This is a genomic window from Variovorax sp. VaC1 (genome assembly GCF_043658315.1).
Lineage (GTDB): Bacteria > Pseudomonadota > Gammaproteobacteria > Burkholderiales > Burkholderiaceae_C > Variovorax.
Genome location: NZ_JBIGLT010000001.1, coordinates 135,271 through 150,008 on the forward strand (window position 1 = coordinate 135,271; position 14,738 = coordinate 150,008).

At 68.1% G+C, this 14,738-nt stretch carries 14 protein-coding genes; 6 read left to right on the forward strand and 8 right to left on the reverse strand.

The features are described 5' to 3' along the window. The first annotated feature begins 24 nt into the window (after nt 1–24). The 3 genes from ACGLHS_RS00650 to ACGLHS_RS00660 all read left to right on the forward strand — a co-directional run bounded on the left by ACGLHS_RS00650 (nt 25) and on the right by ACGLHS_RS00660 (nt 2,616). On the forward strand, nt 25–747 hold the full coding sequence (locus ACGLHS_RS00650; RefSeq protein ID WP_394475943.1) for a helix-turn-helix domain-containing protein: 723 nt from the start codon (nt 25–27) through the stop codon (nt 745–747). Nucleotides 748–811: 64 nt separating this feature from the next. Beyond that, nucleotides 812–1,231: a hypothetical protein gene (locus ACGLHS_RS00655; RefSeq protein ID WP_093236731.1), complete on the forward strand. Its 420-nt coding sequence runs from the start codon at nt 812–814 to the stop codon at nt 1,229–1,231. A 116-nt stretch (nt 1,232–1,347) separates the two neighbouring features. Next, nucleotides 1,348–2,616, forward strand: a complete 1,269-nt coding sequence (locus ACGLHS_RS00660; RefSeq protein ID WP_093236732.1) for a M20/M25/M40 family metallo-hydrolase — start codon at nt 1,348–1,350, stop codon at nt 2,614–2,616. A 140-nt stretch (nt 2,617–2,756) separates the two neighbouring features. Here the strand turns inward: ACGLHS_RS00660 and ACGLHS_RS00665 are convergent, their stop codons facing one another. From ACGLHS_RS00665 to ACGLHS_RS00700, 8 genes are all read right to left on the reverse strand, one after another. Further along, a complete protein-coding gene (locus ACGLHS_RS00665) occupies nt 2,757–4,736 on the reverse strand; it encodes a DUF3300 domain-containing protein (protein ID WP_394475947.1) in 1,980 nt (659 codons plus the stop codon). A gap of 154 nt (nt 4,737–4,890) precedes the next feature. Beyond that, on the reverse strand, nt 4,891–5,532 hold the full coding sequence (locus ACGLHS_RS00670; protein ID WP_093236734.1) for a DUF3299 domain-containing protein: 642 nt from the start codon (nt 5,530–5,532) through the stop codon (nt 4,891–4,893). Nucleotides 5,533–5,535: 3 nt separating this feature from the next. Continuing rightward, a complete protein-coding gene (locus ACGLHS_RS00675; RefSeq protein ID WP_093236735.1) occupies nt 5,536–6,798 on the reverse strand; it encodes an ABC transporter permease in 1,263 nt (420 codons plus the stop codon). A 73-nt stretch (nt 6,799–6,871) separates the two neighbouring features. Continuing rightward, nucleotides 6,872–7,618 carry an ABC transporter ATP-binding protein gene (locus ACGLHS_RS00680; RefSeq protein WP_394475951.1) on the reverse strand — a complete coding sequence of 249 codons (747 nt, stop codon included), beginning with the start codon at nt 7,616–7,618 and terminating at the stop codon, nt 6,872–6,874. A 4-nt stretch (nt 7,619–7,622) separates the two neighbouring features. Beyond that, a complete protein-coding gene (locus tag ACGLHS_RS00685; RefSeq protein WP_394475954.1) occupies nt 7,623–8,204 on the reverse strand; it encodes a DUF2796 domain-containing protein in 582 nt (193 codons plus the stop codon). Then, nucleotides 8,201–9,109: a sulfurtransferase gene (locus tag ACGLHS_RS00690; RefSeq protein ID WP_394475956.1), complete on the reverse strand. Its 909-nt coding sequence runs from the start codon at nt 9,107–9,109 to the stop codon at nt 8,201–8,203. Before ACGLHS_RS00690 ends, ACGLHS_RS00685 begins: the two co-directional genes overlap by 4 nt. Before the next feature lie 38 nt (nt 9,110–9,147). Then, nucleotides 9,148–10,080 (reverse strand): DMT family transporter, encoded by a 933-nt coding sequence (locus ACGLHS_RS00695; RefSeq protein ID WP_256327133.1) that lies wholly within the window; start codon nt 10,078–10,080, stop codon nt 9,148–9,150. 132 nt (nt 10,081–10,212) lie between these two features. Next, a complete protein-coding gene (locus ACGLHS_RS00700; RefSeq protein ID WP_394475959.1) occupies nt 10,213–11,352 on the reverse strand; it encodes an aromatic ring-hydroxylating dioxygenase subunit alpha in 1,140 nt (379 codons plus the stop codon). A 286-nt stretch (nt 11,353–11,638) separates the two neighbouring features. Between ACGLHS_RS00700 and xseB the strand changes: the two genes are divergently transcribed. From xseB to dxs, 3 genes are read left to right on the forward strand one after another with little or no spacing between them, the layout of a single operon-like run. Next, entirely contained in the window at nt 11,639–11,905 is a 267-nt protein-coding gene (gene xseB, locus ACGLHS_RS00705) for an exodeoxyribonuclease VII small subunit (protein WP_093236740.1), read from the forward strand. Further along, nucleotides 11,902–12,834 carry a polyprenyl synthetase family protein gene (locus ACGLHS_RS00710; protein WP_394475963.1) on the forward strand — a complete coding sequence of 311 codons (933 nt, stop codon included), beginning with the start codon at nt 11,902–11,904 and terminating at the stop codon, nt 12,832–12,834. The genes xseB and ACGLHS_RS00710 overlap by 4 nt, the downstream gene beginning before the upstream one ends. Nucleotides 12,835–12,854: 20 nt before the next feature. Continuing rightward, nucleotides 12,855–14,705, forward strand: coding sequence for a 1-deoxy-D-xylulose-5-phosphate synthase (dxs, locus tag ACGLHS_RS00715; protein ID WP_093236742.1), 1,851 nt, complete (start codon nt 12,855–12,857; stop codon nt 14,703–14,705). Nucleotides 14,706–14,738 lie beyond the last annotated feature (33 nt).

The window sequence follows — 14,738 nt, forward strand, 5'->3', positions numbered from 1 at the left end:
CGCACTACATAGACAAGGCCAAGCGTGAATCCACACCCAAGGACCAAGCCGGCGACGAGGCCGAAGGACGAGCCGCTCACGCTGGACCGCACCACTTTCGGTCATCGCCTGCGCACCGCGCGCAAGCGTTTCGGCTGGACGCTGGCGCAACTGGCCGAGCGCTCGGGCGTGTCGATCACCACCATCTCGCGCGCGGAGCGCGGGCAGCTCGCACTGGGCTACGAGAACTTCACCGCGCTGGGCCGTGCGCTCGAGATGGACATGAACGCGATGTTCGCCGGCGCCGGCGTCAAGCCCGAGCAGTTCGACGGGCCGGTGGTCACCCGCGCGGGCAAGGGCGTGGTGTACCGCGGGCTGGCCATTGCCTATGAATTCCTGGGCACCACGGCGGCCGGCAAGCAGATGAGCCCCATCGTCGGCACGGTGCATGCGCGCCGCATCAACGGCCCCGAAGACTTCGTGCGGCACGCCGGCGAGGAGTTCGCCTATGTGCTGTCGGGCGAGATCGACGTGCACTTCGACAACGGCGAGGTGGTGCGCTTGGCGCGCGGCGACTCGCTCTACTTCGACAGCCGCCTCGGGCATGCCTACGTGAGCGTGAGCCGCCAGCTCGCGAAGATCGTGGGCATGACTTCGGGCGAGAGCGGGCACATGAAGTCCGCGCGCGAGGCGCCGGCGCTGAAGCCGGCGCGCAAGACCGTGCCCGCGAAGAAGGCCGCGCAGGCCGCGCGCGGGCGCAAGGGCTGACCGGCGCGAGGACGCAACGACGCGGCCCGCGCCCAGTGCTTCGAGACCGAGGAGGGTTCACCAGATGCTTCCCACCGTCATTGCACTCATCGCGACCGTCATCCTGCTCGTGTGGATGGGGTTCTTCATGATGGGCTCGCTGCCGTTGCTGATCCTCAAGCACGACACGCCGCTCGACTCGCGCTTCATCCGGGGCCTGTTCAACGTCTACTACCTTGCCGTGATGCTGACGGCGAGCGCGGCGGCACTCAGCTATGCCTGGTGCGGCAAGCCTGCCTTCGCCTTCGGCATGGCCTTCATCGCGGCGCTGGCGTTCGCGCTGCGCCGCTGGATCATCATTCCGCGCATGGACATGCTGCGCCACACGATCCCCGCGGTCGGCGCCTCGATCTCCGGGTTTCACCGGCTCCACATTGCGGGGATGGTCCTCAACGTGGCGCAGCTCGGCGCCGTGGCCTGGTCCCTCACGCGGCTGGGCCTGTAGGCCGCACAGCGGCGTCCGGGCCTGTGCGTGGCGGCGCAGCGCTGTCGCCGATTTGCTGGGGATCGGCCGGCGGGCCGCTATGCTGTTGCCCGCCATTCACTCCGGAAACTACAACCATGACATTCCGCTCTTCCTTCTTCGCCGTTCGTTCCGTTGCCCTGGCCTGCGGCCTGGCCCTTGGTGCCGCCGCGAGCGTGCAAGCCGCGCCCGACGCCAAGCTGCTCGCCGCTGCCGAGAAGGCGCAACCGGCGGTGATCGACAACCTCAAGGAAATGGTGCTCATCGAATCGGGGAGCCTGAATGTCGATGGCCTGCTGAAGATGGCCGACGTGGTGGAAGGGCGGCTGAAGGCCATCGGCTTCAAGACCGAGCGCCGCAAGGCCACGGCCGGCGCGGGCGCCGACATCGTGATCGGCACGCTCAAGGGCACCGGCAAGCGCAAGATCATGCTGCAGGGCCACATGGACACGGTGTACCCGGCGGGCATCCTCAATGGCCAGCCGTACAAGGTCGACGGCAACCGCATCTACGGCCCCGGCATTGCCGACGACAAGGGCGGGCTGGCCGTGATGATGGCGTCGCTGAAGATACTGGCCGACGCAGGCTGGCGCGACTACGACACCCTGACCGTGCTGATGAACCCCGACGAGGAAGTGGGCTCGGTCGGCTCCGGCGAACTCATCGCCACCATGGCCGACCAGCACGACACGGTGCTGTCGTTCGAGCCCACGGTGGCCAAGTCGGTGGTCAAGGGCGAGTCGCTGCTGCTCGGCGCGGCCGGCATCGCCACCGCCACGCTGGAGGTGAAGGGGCGCGCGGCGCACGCGGGTGCCGCGCCGGAGCTGGGCCGCAACGCGCTGTATGAGCTGTCGTATCAGATGCTGCAGACCAGGGATATCGCCAAGGACATCCCCGGTGTGACGCTCAACTGGACCGTGGCACGCGCCACCGGCCCGCTCAACCAGATCACCGAGAAGGCGCAGGCGTTGGGCGACGTGCGCATCACGCAGCCCGGCGCCGAGAAGAAGCTCGACGCGGCGCTGCAGGCCAAGATCGGTGCCGGCAAGCTGATTCCCGACACCGAGACCACGGTCAAGGTGGAAGTGGGCCGTCCGGCTTTCATCGCGGGCGAGAAGGGCCGCGCGCTGGGCGAGAAGGCGCAAGCCATCTACAAGGAAATCGACCGCGACCTCGCGCTGGCGCCCATGACCGGCGGCGGTACGGATGCCGGCTATGCGGGCCGTTCGGGCAAGGCCACGGTGGTCGAGAGCTTCGGCCTCGCGGGCTTCGGCTACCACGCACGCGACGAGTACATCGAAGCCGATTCGATCGTGCCGCGCATCTATCTCGTCACGCGCCTGCTGACCGAGATCGGCAAGAACTGATCCTCACCACGATCGTTTGCACGGGGCGCTTGATGCGCCCCGTGGCGCTGTGGCACCGCGTCTTTCGCTGATTCGTTCTGCCGGCACACCTCACAGCGCCAGCGCAGCGCGGTTGACGGGCGGCGTTCGACCCCAGCCGCTCAAGGGTGCTGCTGTTGCGGGTCCCCCGGGTGGGGCTGGCGATGGGCTGCAGCAGCCGCCGCGGCGGCCACGCGTTGTTGTTGCTGCTGTTGTTGAGCCTGTTGCTGCTGCCGCATCTCGGCTTGACGCGCCTGCTGTTGCTGCATCTGTTGTTGCTGGCGTTGCTGTTGCTGCTGCATCGCCTGCAATTGCTGCTGATGCGCGGCTTGTTGCTGCTGTGCCTGCTGCTGGCGGCGCATCTGCTCCATCTGCGCCTGTTGCTGTTGGCGGGCCTGGTTCTGGGCTTGCTGGGCTTGTGCCTGGGCCTGTTGCCGCTGCTGCGCCTGCTCGCGCTGGATCTGCTGCTGTTGTTGAGCCTGCTGCTGCGCACGGGCTTGCTGTTGCGCCTGCTGTTGCTGTTGCATCTGCTGGCGCCGCGACTGTTCCTGCAACTGGGCCTGTTGCTGCTGCCGCTTCTGGTCTTGCTGGGCCTGCTGCTGTGCGCGGGCCTGCTGTTGCTGCTGCAAGAGCTGCTGCTGCGCTTGCGGGTTGCCGCCGGGGTGCTGCTGTTGGGGCAGCAGGGCCTGTTGTTGCGGCGGCTGCCTGTGCAGCGCGTCCTGTTGCTGCTGTTGCTGGAACCGGGCTTGGCGTGCCTGCTGTTGCTGCTCACGCGCTTGCTGTTGTTGCTGCGCCTGCAGCTGTTGAGCCTGCTGTTGCGAGTGTTGCTGGGCTTGCTGCTGCATCAGCGCCTGTTGCTGGCGGGCTTGTTGTTGCTGCTGTTGCTGGGCCATCGCCGCCTGCTGTTGTTGTTGGCGCTGCTGCTGTTGCTGCTGGGCCAGCAAGGCCTGCTGCTGCAGTTGTTGCTGCTGTGGCGCAAAGCCAGGGCCGCCCGCGAAGTTGGGCGCCACGCCAGCCGGCAGGTTGCCGCGCGGGCCACCGCCGTTGTTGTTGTAGACATTGCGCACGTTGACGTTGTTCACGTTGTTGACCACCGTGGTCGAGCGCGAGATGTAGGTGCTGTTGTTGTAGACCACCGCCGGCCGCGCGTAGGCCGGTTGTAAGTCGGGCCCCCGGTCGCGGCCTTGCCAGCGCGGTGCGCCCCAGTTCATGTTCCATGCGTGCCAGCCCCAGTCGTGCCGCTCCAGCGCGGCACCGACGATCACGCCGGCGCCGAATGCCAGCGCACTGGCCGCGGCGAGCTGGCCGCCGCTGTAGCCGGGCGCCACCACGACGGGCGGAGCGTAGGCGTAGCCGGGGTACACGGGCACGGGCGCGCCGTAGATCACCTCCGGGTCGTAGCTCGGCACGTACACCACGTCGGGCTGCACGGGCTCGATGGTGATGAGTTGCGGCGGCGGCTCGATCACGGCGGGGCCCGCATACACGGGCTGCATGTCGGGTGCCGGCGCGTAGTTCTGCGGCGTGGCGGCGCTTGCCACGCGCAGCTTGTCGTTGTTCTTGAGGCGGCCTGCCTTCGAGGCCCGCTGGCGCATGACCTGGATCGCGTTCATCACGTCGGTCGGGTCGTTGTAGTAGGCCTTGCCGAGCGATTCGGTCCACGGGATGTTGCCGGCCATCTGGTCGAGCACGCTGCGAAAGGCCGTGAGCGACTTGACGCTCGGGTCCCAGGGCTGCTGGTTGGCCGCATCGGCGAGCGGGCCGGCCTTGAGCGCGCGGTTCTGCGCGAGCCAGTCGTGCGCGGCGGTGATCTGCTCGGGGTAGGTGGCGCCGGCCAGGATCTGCGCGATCAGCTTGTCGGGGTACAGCGCGATGGGCGCGACCATCTGGTAGAGCTGTTCGGCCGTGGGTGGCGTGTAGGCCACGGGCGTCGGGGCCGCGGGTGTCTGCGGCACCGAGGGCGCGGGAATCGACAGCGCGGGGTCGGCCGCGGCCGCGGGGGTGGAGTTGGTCTTGTTGTCGCAGCCTGCGATGGCGAGGGCGCCGATGCACAGCGAGATCGTCAGGAGCCGCGGGACCGTGGGGCGATGGGTTGTTGTCATCTGTAGTTCCATGAAGGCGCCGGCGTCGTGCCCGGAACTGTTTCAACGGCGCGAGGAGGCAGGCGATGACAAAGCCTGCTTCATGGATGCAACCGACTGTGTCGGTCGTGCGCCGCCAACCCTGTCGGCGCAGAACCACAGACGGCAGGAAGGCCTACTTGGCGCCGCCCGAATACTTTGTGACGCTGGTGGCGCTCACGTGGTAACCACTCACGCCCATCATCGAGTCGTTGCGCAGCGTCTGCAGCTTGCCGGTGACCCACACGGTGTCCATGGCACGGAACTTGGCGCCCTTTTGCGGCACGACGTGCAGGATCTGGTTGGCCGGCGGCGGGGGCGTGTGGATGCAGGCGCCGAAGTAGGGCACCAGCAGGAACTCGGTGACCTCGCCCTTGGCTTCTTCGAGCGGCACGATGAAGCCCGGGATCTTCACTTCGGTGCCGTTCATCGCGGGATTGGTCGGCGCGTTGTTCGACACCTCCTGCATCTTCATGAGCAGCTCGTTGGCGCGCGGGTCGCCATCGTCGAGCGCGCTCAGGTCCATGCCCTTGAACTCCTTGGCCGGGTCCCAGTCCTTGGGCACGAGTTCTTCCCACGTGATCTGCCTCGGCTGGCCCGGCGTGCCCTTGGCGGCGGCGGCAGCGGGTGCGGCCTTGCCACCGAGCGGGTTCGACGCGGTGGTGTCCTTGGGCGCGGGCTCGGCGGCCCAGGTGGCCGCCGCGAGGCCGGCACCGGCCAGCAACATTGAAAGGCGAATGAAAGCCTTGGGCGTGGAAATTTTCTTTGCGATGCGCATGGTTCAAATCCTCGGTGAGAGGCCGTCTGCCAGGGAGAGTCGGTAGGCACGGATGCCGGGCAAGAGGCTTGCCAGCCAGCCCGCGACCAGCAGGCTCGCCATCAGCAACCACTCGTTCAGTGTAGGTTCGGAAAGGCTCAATGTCAGCCCGAACTGCGCCTGCAGCCATGGCGAGAGCAGGGCGATGCCGAGCACCGCCATGACCACGCCGAAGGCCACGCCCAGCACGGTGACCATCGCGCCTTCGAGCGCCAGCAGCGCCAGCACGTGGCGCAGGCCCGCGCCCACCGCGCGCAGCACGGCGAGCTCGCGGCGGCGTTCGTTGAGGCCGGCCATCACGACCGACACCAGCCCCGCGAGGCTCACGAGCGCGACCAGTGCCGACATCAGCAGCAATGCGTTTTCGCCGATGCCGATCACGCTCCACAGTTCGTCGAGCGCCACGCCGGGCAGGATGGCCATGAGCGGCTCGCCGGTGTAGGTCGAGATCCAGCGCTGCACGCCGAACACGGCCGCGCGGTTCTTCAGGCCCACCAGCGCGGCCGTCACGGTCTTGGGCGTGAGGTCGAACTTGCGCACCTGCTCGGCCGGAATGTGCACGCCGGGCATCGGCGCGCCGCCGACCCATTCGAGGTGAATGGCTTCCATGGCCGCCAGGCCGATGTGCACCGTGCGGTCGACCGGCGTGCCGGTGCGCGCGAGCACGCCCACCACCGTGAAGGGCTTGTCGGCATGCTCGGCCACGTTGAGTTCGCCGCTGCCGTGCGCGAGCGTGATCTTCTGGCCCACGTGGTAGCCGAGCTTGTCGGCCACCTCGGCGCCCACCACCGCGTCGAAGAGTTCGCTGAAGGGCTTGCCTTCGCGCATCTTCAGCAGTTGCTTGTCGCCGTAGCGAAAGCGCGTGAAGTACTCGGGCGACGTGGCCAGCACCGCGAAGCCGCGGTGCGAGTCGCCCAGCGACAGCGGCACGACCCAGTCGACGCCGGGGTGCTCGGCCAGCGCCTGCACGCTCTTCCACGAGATGTTGTTGGTGGCCGCGCCGATGCGGAACACCGAGTACAGCAGCAACTGCGTGGAGCCGGTGCGCGCGCCGACGATCAGGTCGGTGCCCGAGACCGAAGACGCGAAGTTCTCGCGCAGCTCGGTGCGGATGCGCTCGACGCCGAGCAGCAGGAAGGTCGACAGCGCGATCGAGAACACGGTGAGCGCGAGCGTGAAGCGGCGGTTCCAGGCGCTGCGCCAGGCAATGGAGAAAAGCGCCTTCATCGGAATGCCTTCGTGCCTCGCACTGCGAAGCGGACTTGCCAGGGTTGCCCGATGCGGCGGGGCGTTGTCGCGCTCATGCGTCCACCGCCATGGCGCTCGATGCCGCGCGGTTGATCTCGGGCAGCAGCACGTGCCGCGCAAAGCGCTGCGCGATGCGCTGGTCGTGGCTTACGAACACCAGCGCGCTGTGGTTCATGGCGCAGGCCGTCAGCAGCACGTCGAGGAAGGCTTCGCGCCGGTCTTCGTCGAGCGCGGAGGTGGGCTCGTCGGCAATCACCACCTCGGGTTGGCCGATGAGCGCGCGCGCGGCGGCCACGCGCTGTTGCTGGCCGACCGAGAGCTGCAGCGCCTGGCGCTTCCAGAGGTTGCGGTCCAGGCCCATCTGGTCGAGCAGGTGCTCGGCTTCGGCGCGCGAGCTGCCGTTGCGCGCGGCCTGTGCTTCGCGGCGCGCCGAGAAGCGGCAGGGCAGCAGCACGTTGTCGAGCACGCTCAGGTAGGGCAGCAGGTTGAACTGCTGGAAGATGTAGCCCACGTGGGCCACGCGGCTGCGGTCGCGCGCGGCGCCCGAGAGCTTCGACCAGTCGTGTCCCAGCAGCGTGACGCGGCCTTCGTCGGCCACCAGCACGCCGGCCAGCAGCGACAGCAGCGTGCTCTTGCCGCAGCCGCTCGGGCCATGCAAGAACACCGATTCGCCGGCGGTGATGCGAAACGCCTCGATGTCGATGCATGGGGTCTTGACGCCGGGCCACGAAAAACGCAGCGCTTCGGCGGCGAGCACGACGCGCAGCGCCGATGTCTCGTCCTGCAGGGGGGGGCTCACAGTGTCACTTGCCCCAGCCCAGGCGAACCGGCTGGGCGGCCGCCGCGCCGGCCGGGCGCTTGAGCTGGCGCTTGAACTGGCCCTGTGCGGAGGCGATCTGCGAATCGATCTGGCGCAGCCCCTTGAACACGCCGAACAGGTTCACGTCGATGAACTTCGCGGCGGCCGCGTTGGTGCAGTTGAAGGAGAAGGTGGCGTCAAGGTCGGCGTGGCCCACGGGCTCGTTCGGATCGGGGTTGCCCAGGCCGAGCGCGCCAGAGCGCAGGTCGACGGGGCCGAGCTTGCAGTTGGCGGCCGGGTCGATGACGAAGAGCTTGTCGGCCGCGCGCAACTGGGCCACGGCTTCCTCGACGGTCTTCTTTTCGGCATCGGTCTTGGGCGCGCGCTCGAAGCCGACGATGTTGTCGAGCGGGGATTCCATGTCGATCACCACGGTGGGGCCATCGACGGCCACGTCGAGCTTGAGCTGGCCGTGCACGTGTGCGTGCTGCTGCTGTGCCTGCGCCGCGAGGAACGGGGTGGCCGCAAGGAGCGCGGCAACGCTTGCAAGACCGCAAGTGCGTCGGAGTCGTCGGGTCAATGTCATGGTTCAGCGCCTTGCCGGGTCGGCAGCCCCGGCGTGTTGCTCCATTCGCTCCAGCTGCCGGCATAGAGCGCGGTCGTCCCGAAGCCGGCGATCTGCATCGCAAGCAGGTTGGGCACGGCACTGACGCCGCTGCCGCATTGGTGGACGACGGTCGCCGGATCGCGTCCCGCGAGCAGCGACTCGAACTCGGCATGCAATTGCGATGCCGGCTTGAATTTGCCGTCGGGGCCGAGGTTGTCGGCGAAGGGCCGGTTCAGAGCCCCGGGGATGTGACCGGCAATCGGGTCCAGAGGTTCCACCTCGCCACGGTAACGGGCACCGGCGCGTGCGTCGATCAGGTTCTGGTCAGGCTGGTCGAGCCGGCGCAGCACGGTGTCGGTGGTGACGAGCTTCGCGATCGGCTCGCCCGGCACGAAGTTCGACTGGAAGCGCGCGGGCTCTTCGCGGTGGGTGACTTCGCCGCCCGCGGCCTGCCAGGCCTGCAGGCCGCCGTCGAGCACGGCCACCGCGTCGTGGCCCATCCACTTGAGCATCCACCACAGGCGCCCGCAGTAGTTGGCGCCGTTGCGGTCGTACACCACGGCCTGCATGTCGTTGGCAAAGCCGATGCTGGAGAGCCACGTCGCGAACTTCTCGCGGCTGGGCAGCGGGTGGCGCCCGCCCGAGGCGGGCGGACCGTCGTCTTGTGCCACCACGACTTCGCCATGGGCGCCGGGTGCGCCATGCTTGGCGCTGAGGTCGGTGTCCAGGTTGGCGTAGAGCGCGCCCGGAATGTGCGCGGCGGCATAGTGCTGCGGGCCGGCTTCGGGCTTCATGAGTTCGAAGCTGCAGTCGAACACCATGAAGGGCGTGTCGCCTTGCTGCAGCTGCTGGAGTTGTTCGACGGAGATGAGGGTGGTGTACATGGCGTGTGCTCCTTCGAAATGACGTTGTTGCGCGTGGTTCAGTGTTCCTCGGCCGGCGCCTTGGGCACCGCCCGCTGCCGCAGCACGGTGGCCGCGATGCCGCTCGCGATGATGAGCGCCATGCCGCCCCAGCCCGCGGCGTCGATGCGGTCGTCGAACAGCACCACGCTGTAGAAGGCCGCAAAGACAATGCCCGAATATTGCAGGTTGGCCACCACCAGTGTGCCGGCCTGGGTCTTGGCGGTGGCGTAGGCGCGCGTCATGCAAAGCTGTCCGAGAGCGGCCAGCAGGCCGATCGGCAGCAACCACAGCGCATGCTGCCAGGTCCACGAACTGCCGCCCGAAAAGCCGGTGGCGGCGGTGGCGAAGGCGCCGGCCACGGCCGAGCCGACCGCGAAATAGAACACCGTGCGCAGCTCGGGCTCGCCGATGCGCGACAGCGCCACCACCTGCATGTAGGCAAAGGCGGCCGTCAGGCCCGACAGCAGGCCCAGCATGCCCGCGAAGCCCTCGTTGCCGTTGACGGTGGGCTTGAGCATCAGAACCACGCCCACGAAGCCCGCGAGCACGGTCAGCGCCAGCGCGCCCTGCAGCGGCGGGCGCTGCACGCGGCCGTCGCGCCCGGGCACCGGGACCCAGGCCAGCAGCGTGCCGCCGATGAGGAAGGCCGCGACCCACACGCTGCTCATGTAGTTGAGCGTGACGGCGGTGGCCAGCGGCATGTGGGCGATCGCGTAGAACCATGCACCGAGCGACACCACGCCGATGGTGCTGCGCCATGCGTGCATGCCGGGATAACGGGTGGCGAGCGACACGCCGCGGTTGCGTGCCAGCAGCCACAGGAACACGATGCCGATCAGGCCGCGCCCCAGCACCATCTCGCCGCTGTTGAACCACGCCGAGGCGATCTTGACGACCACGCTCATGGTGGCGAACAAAAAGGCCCCGAGCACCATCCACAGCGCTTGCATTATTGGCTCTCCCCCAGGCTTCGCGCACTTCGTGTCGCTTCTCCAACCCCCTCACCGGGGGCAACACCAGCGGCCCGGCAAAGCCGGTTCCGCGGTGTTCCCAGAACACCCGTCGATGCGGCAATCATCGAGTCAGGCGTTCTGCATTGCGCTGCGATACCACTCGTGGAACTGCTGCATGCCGTCTTCCATCGGGCTCTGGTAGGGGCCGGTCTCGTTGTCGCCGCGCAGCATGAGCGCGCGGCGGCCGGCGTCCATGCGCTCGGCGATCTCGTCGTCTTCCACGCAGGTTTCCATGTAGGCGGCCTGCTGAGCCTCGACGAACTCGCGCTCGAAGGCGACGATTTCCTCGGGGTAGAAGAACTCGACCATGTTGAGCGTCTTGGTCGGGCTCACCGGATGCAGCGTCGACACCGTGAGCACGTGCGGATACCACTCGACCATCACGTGCGGGTAGTAGGTCAGCCAGATGGCGCCGTACTTGGGCGGCTTGCCGTCGCGGTACTTGAGCAACTGCTCTTGCCACTTCTGATACACCGGGCTGCCCGCGCGGCCCAGCCGGTTGGCCACGCCCACCGTTTGCACCGAATAGCGGGGCTTGAACTCCCAGCGCAGGTCGTCGCAGGTGACGAAGCTGCCAAGGCCCGGGTGGAACGGGCCCACGTGGTAGTCCTCGAGGTAGACCTCGATGAAGGTCTTCCAGTTGTAGTTGCACTCGTGCAGCTCGACGCGGTCGAGCGCATAGCCGCTGAAGTCGAGGTCGGCCTGCGGGCCGAGGCCGGCCATGTCGGCCGCCACGTCGGGGCCCGAACCGTCGGCGTTCTTCTCGAACAGAAGGCCGTTCCACTCGGTGAGCGGGTAGTTGTGCAGGTTCAGGCAGGGGTCCTGGTCGAAATGCGGGGCGCCGATCAGCGTGCCGGTGGTGCGCGGGTCGCTCGCGGCGTAGGTCCAGCGGTGCAGCGGGCAGACGATGTTGCCGCCCGTCTGGTTGTCGAGCTGGCCCCGGCCCTGCAGGATCAGCGCCTGGCGGTGGCGGCAGACGTTCGAGATCAGCTCCACGCCCTTGGGCGTGTGGACCAGCGCGCGGCCCTGGTGCTCTTGCGGCAGGGTGTGGAAGTTGCCCATCTCGGGCACGGAAAGGCGATGGCCGACATAGCGGGGCCCTCGCGCAAAAAGGTTTTGCATTTCGCGCGCGTAGAGCGCTTCGTCGAAATACGCTGAAACTGGAAGTTGGCTCGCGGCCTGCTGCAGTTGAAGACTTAAATCAGACATGGAGGACCTGACCAAGCTCCCCACAGGGAGAGAAAGAGAAAGAACGGAAGGCGCCGTCTGGAAGGGTCGACGGCCCGAGAGGGGTGTTGGTGTGTTGCCAACGAGAGAAGTTCGCATTGTACCCGGGGGCACTTTTTTTGCCCCCTGGCTTTTCAGACCGCTTCGAAGCCTGTAATTCGCCCCCCTCCGAGGGGGCGGCGCGGCCCGCCTCGGGGCGGCCCGGCGGCGGCGGCCGTTCATTTCGGGCCCCGCCCTAAAATGCCCGGTTTCACCCACGTTTCGTTGCATGCCCAAGGTGCCTTCCCCTTCCACGTCCAGCCCGGCGGCAACGCCCGACACAGGCCCGCTGCCCGCCAGTTACGAAGCCGGGCTCCAGGAACTGGAACAACTGGTTGCCGAGCTCGAATCGGGCCAGTTGCCGCTCGACCAACTGCTCGGCAGCTACCAGCGCGGCGCCGCGCTGCTGGCTTTTTGCCGCGACAAGCTGCAGGCGGTCGAAGACCAGATCAAGGTGCTCGACGCGGGCAGCCTGAAGACCTGGACCGCCGAATGAGCGCCGTCGCCATGACCAACACCACGCCCACCATCGATTGGGATGCCGCCCGCCTGTCCGGCTGGAGCGAGCCGCACCTGGCGAACGTCGAGGCCGCGCTGTCGCGCTGGGTCGGCGTCGATGCCCCCGTGCTGCTGGGCGATGCCATGCGCTATGCCGTGCTCGACGGCGGCAAGCGCCTGCGGCCCCTGCTGGTGCTGGCGGCCAGCGAGGCGGTTGGCGGCAACAAGGCCGCCGCGCTGCGCGCCGCCTGCGCCACCGAGCTGATCCACGCCTATTCGCTGGTGCACGACGACCTGCCGTGCATGGACAACGACGTGCTGCGGCGCGGCAAGCCCACCGTGCACGTGAAGTTCGGTGAAGCCGATGCCTTGCTGGCCGGCGACGCGCTGCAGGCCCTGGCCTTCGAGTTGCTCACGCCCGAGGGCGATGAAGTGCCGTCTTCCACGCAAGCCATGCTGTGCCGCCTGCTGGCCCGCGCCGCGGGCAGCCAGGGCATGGCCGGCGGCCAAGCGATCGACCTGGCCAGCGTCGGCATTGCCCTGAACGAAGCGCAACTGCGCGAAATGCATCGCCTGAAGACCGGCGCGCTGCTGCAGGGCAGCGTCGAGATGGGCGCCGCCTGCGGCCACGTCACGCCGACGGCCCTGGCCGCGCTGCGCGACTACGGCGCGGCCATCGGCCTGGCGTTCCAGGTGGTCGACGACATCCTCGACGTCACTGCCGATTCGCAGACCCTGGGCAAGACCGCCGGCAAGGACGCCGCGGCCGACAAGCCCACCTACGTGTCGCTGCTGGGCCTCGACGGCGCGCGCGCGCAGGCCCGCCAGCTGCTGGCCGACGCGCTCGCCGCATTGGCGCGCAGCGGCCTGGCCGACACCGCCGCGTTGCGTGCGCTGGCCCACATGGTGGTCGACCGCGACCGCTGAGAAAAGAACAAAACCTCCCCATGGCTCCGCTGCTTCCCACACTCCACGACCCCTCGCCGATCCGCAAGTACGACCGGGCCCAGCTCCGGCAACTGTCCGATGAAGTGCGCGCCTGCGTGCTCGACAACGTCTCGCGCACCGGCGGCCACCTGAGCTCCAACCTCGGCACGGTCGAGCTGACGGTCGCGCTGCACCACGTGTTCAACACCCCGCACGACCGGCTGGTGTGGGACGTGGGCCACCAGACCTACCCGCACAAGATCCTCACGGGCCGGCGCGAGCGCATGCCCACGCTGCGGCAGATCGGCGGCATCTCGGGCTTTCCGCAGCGCACCGAGAGCGAGTACGACACCTTCGGCACCGCCCATTCGTCGACCAGCATCTCGGCCGCGCTCGGCATGGCCATGGCCGCCAAGCAGAAGGGCGAAGACCGCCACACCGTGGCCATCATCGGCGACGGTGCGCTCACGGCCGGCATGGCCTTCGAGGCTCTCAACAACGCGGGCGTGTGCGACTGCAAGCTGCTGGTGATCCTGAACGACAACGACATGTCGATCAGCCCGCCCGTGGGTGCGCTCAACCGCTATCTGGCGCAACTGATGAGCGGCAACTTCTACGCCGCCGCCAAGAACGTCGGCAAGAGCGTGCTGCGCGCCGCGCCGCCGCTGTTCGAGCTGGCCAAGCGCTTCGAGCAGCATGCCAAGGGCATGGTCGTGCCCGCCACGCTGTTCGAGCAGTTCGGCTTCAACTACGTGGGCCCGATCGACGGCCACGACCTCGAATCGCTGGTGCCCACGCTCGAAAACCTCAAGCACCTCGACGGCCCGCAGTTCCTGCACGTGGTCACCAAAAAAGGCCAGGGCTACAAGCTGGCCGAGGCCGATCCGGTGGCCTATCACGGCCCCGGCAAGTTCGATCCGCAGGTCGGGCTGGTCAAGTCCACCGCGGTGGCCAAGCAGACCTTCACGCAGGTGTTCAGCCACTGGCTGTGCGACACGGCCGCGCATGACGGCCGGCTCGTGGGCATCACGCCTGCGATGCGCGAAGGCTCGGGGCTCGTCGAGTTCGAGCAGCGCTTTCCCGACCGCTACTACGACGTCGGCATCGCCGAGCAGCACGCCGTGACCTTCGCGGCCGGCCTTGCCTGCGAAGGCCTGAAGCCGGTGGTGGCGATCTACTCGACCTTCCTGCAGCGCGCCTACGACCAGCTGATCCACGACGTGGCGATCCAGAACCTGCCGGTGGTGTTCGCGCTCGACCGCGCGGGCCTCGTGGGTGCCGACGGCGCCACGCACGCGGGTGCGTACGACATCCCGTTCCTGCGCTGCATCCCGAACATGAGCATCGCTTGCCCGGCCGACGAGCGCGAGTGCCGGCAATTGCTGACCAGCGCCTACGAGCAGAGCCATCCGGTGGCGGTGCGCTATCCGCGCGGCGCGGGTGCCGGCGTGACGCCGAACCTCACGCTCGACGCGTTGCCTTTCGGCAAGGGCGAAGTGCGCCGCGAAGGCAAGCGCATCGCGATCCTGGCCTTTGGCACGCTGCTGTACCCGGCGCTCACGGCGGCCGAGTCGCTCGATGCCACGGTAGTCAACATGCGCTGGGCCAAGCCGCTCGACGTCGATCTGCTGCTGCAGGTCGCGCGCACGCACGACGCCATCGTCACGCTCGAAGAGGGCGCCACGATGGGCGGTGCGGGCAGTGCGGTGCTCGAAGCGCTTCAGGCCGCGAATCTGCTGAAGCCGGTGCTGCTGCTGGGCTTGCCCGACCGCTTCATCGAGCACGGCGATCCGGCGAAGCTGCTGGCGGGGATTGGCCTCGACGCAGCGGGCATCGAGAAGTCCATCGCCGACCGCTTCGGCCGCGCCTGAGGCTCTTGCGTATTGCTCCTTCCCCCGTTGGGG

Excerpts from the sequence above, each read along its gene's own strand:
- ACGLHS_RS00655 (WP_093236731.1), top strand. The coding sequence starts at position 812 with ATGCTTCCCACCGTCATTGCACTCATCGCGACCGTCATCCTGCTCGTG.
- ACGLHS_RS00660 (WP_093236732.1), top strand. The coding sequence starts at position 1,348 with ATGACATTCCGCTCTTCCTTCTTCGCCGTTCGTTCCGTTGCCCTGGCC.
- ACGLHS_RS00665 (WP_394475947.1), bottom strand. The coding sequence starts at position 4,736 with ATGACAACAACCCATCGCCCCACGGTCCCGCGGCTCCTGACGATCTCG.
- ACGLHS_RS00670 (WP_093236734.1), bottom strand. The coding sequence starts at position 5,532 with ATGCGCATCGCAAAGAAAATTTCCACGCCCAAGGCTTTCATTCGCCTT.
- ACGLHS_RS00675 (WP_093236735.1), bottom strand. The coding sequence starts at position 6,798 with ATGAAGGCGCTTTTCTCCATTGCCTGGCGCAGCGCCTGGAACCGCCGC.
- ACGLHS_RS00685 (WP_394475954.1), bottom strand. The coding sequence starts at position 8,204 with ATGACATTGACCCGACGACTCCGACGCACTTGCGGTCTTGCAAGCGTT.
- ACGLHS_RS00690 (WP_394475956.1), bottom strand. The coding sequence starts at position 9,109 with ATGTACACCACCCTCATCTCCGTCGAACAACTCCAGCAGCTGCAGCAA.
- ACGLHS_RS00695 (WP_256327133.1), bottom strand. The coding sequence starts at position 10,080 with ATGCAAGCGCTGTGGATGGTGCTCGGGGCCTTTTTGTTCGCCACCATG.
- ACGLHS_RS00700 (WP_394475959.1), bottom strand. The coding sequence starts at position 11,352 with ATGTCTGATTTAAGTCTTCAACTGCAGCAGGCCGCGAGCCAACTTCCA.
- xseB (WP_093236740.1), top strand. The coding sequence starts at position 11,639 with ATGCCCAAGGTGCCTTCCCCTTCCACGTCCAGCCCGGCGGCAACGCCC.
- ACGLHS_RS00710 (WP_394475963.1), top strand. The coding sequence starts at position 11,902 with ATGAGCGCCGTCGCCATGACCAACACCACGCCCACCATCGATTGGGAT.
- dxs (WP_093236742.1), top strand. The coding sequence starts at position 12,855 with ATGGCTCCGCTGCTTCCCACACTCCACGACCCCTCGCCGATCCGCAAG.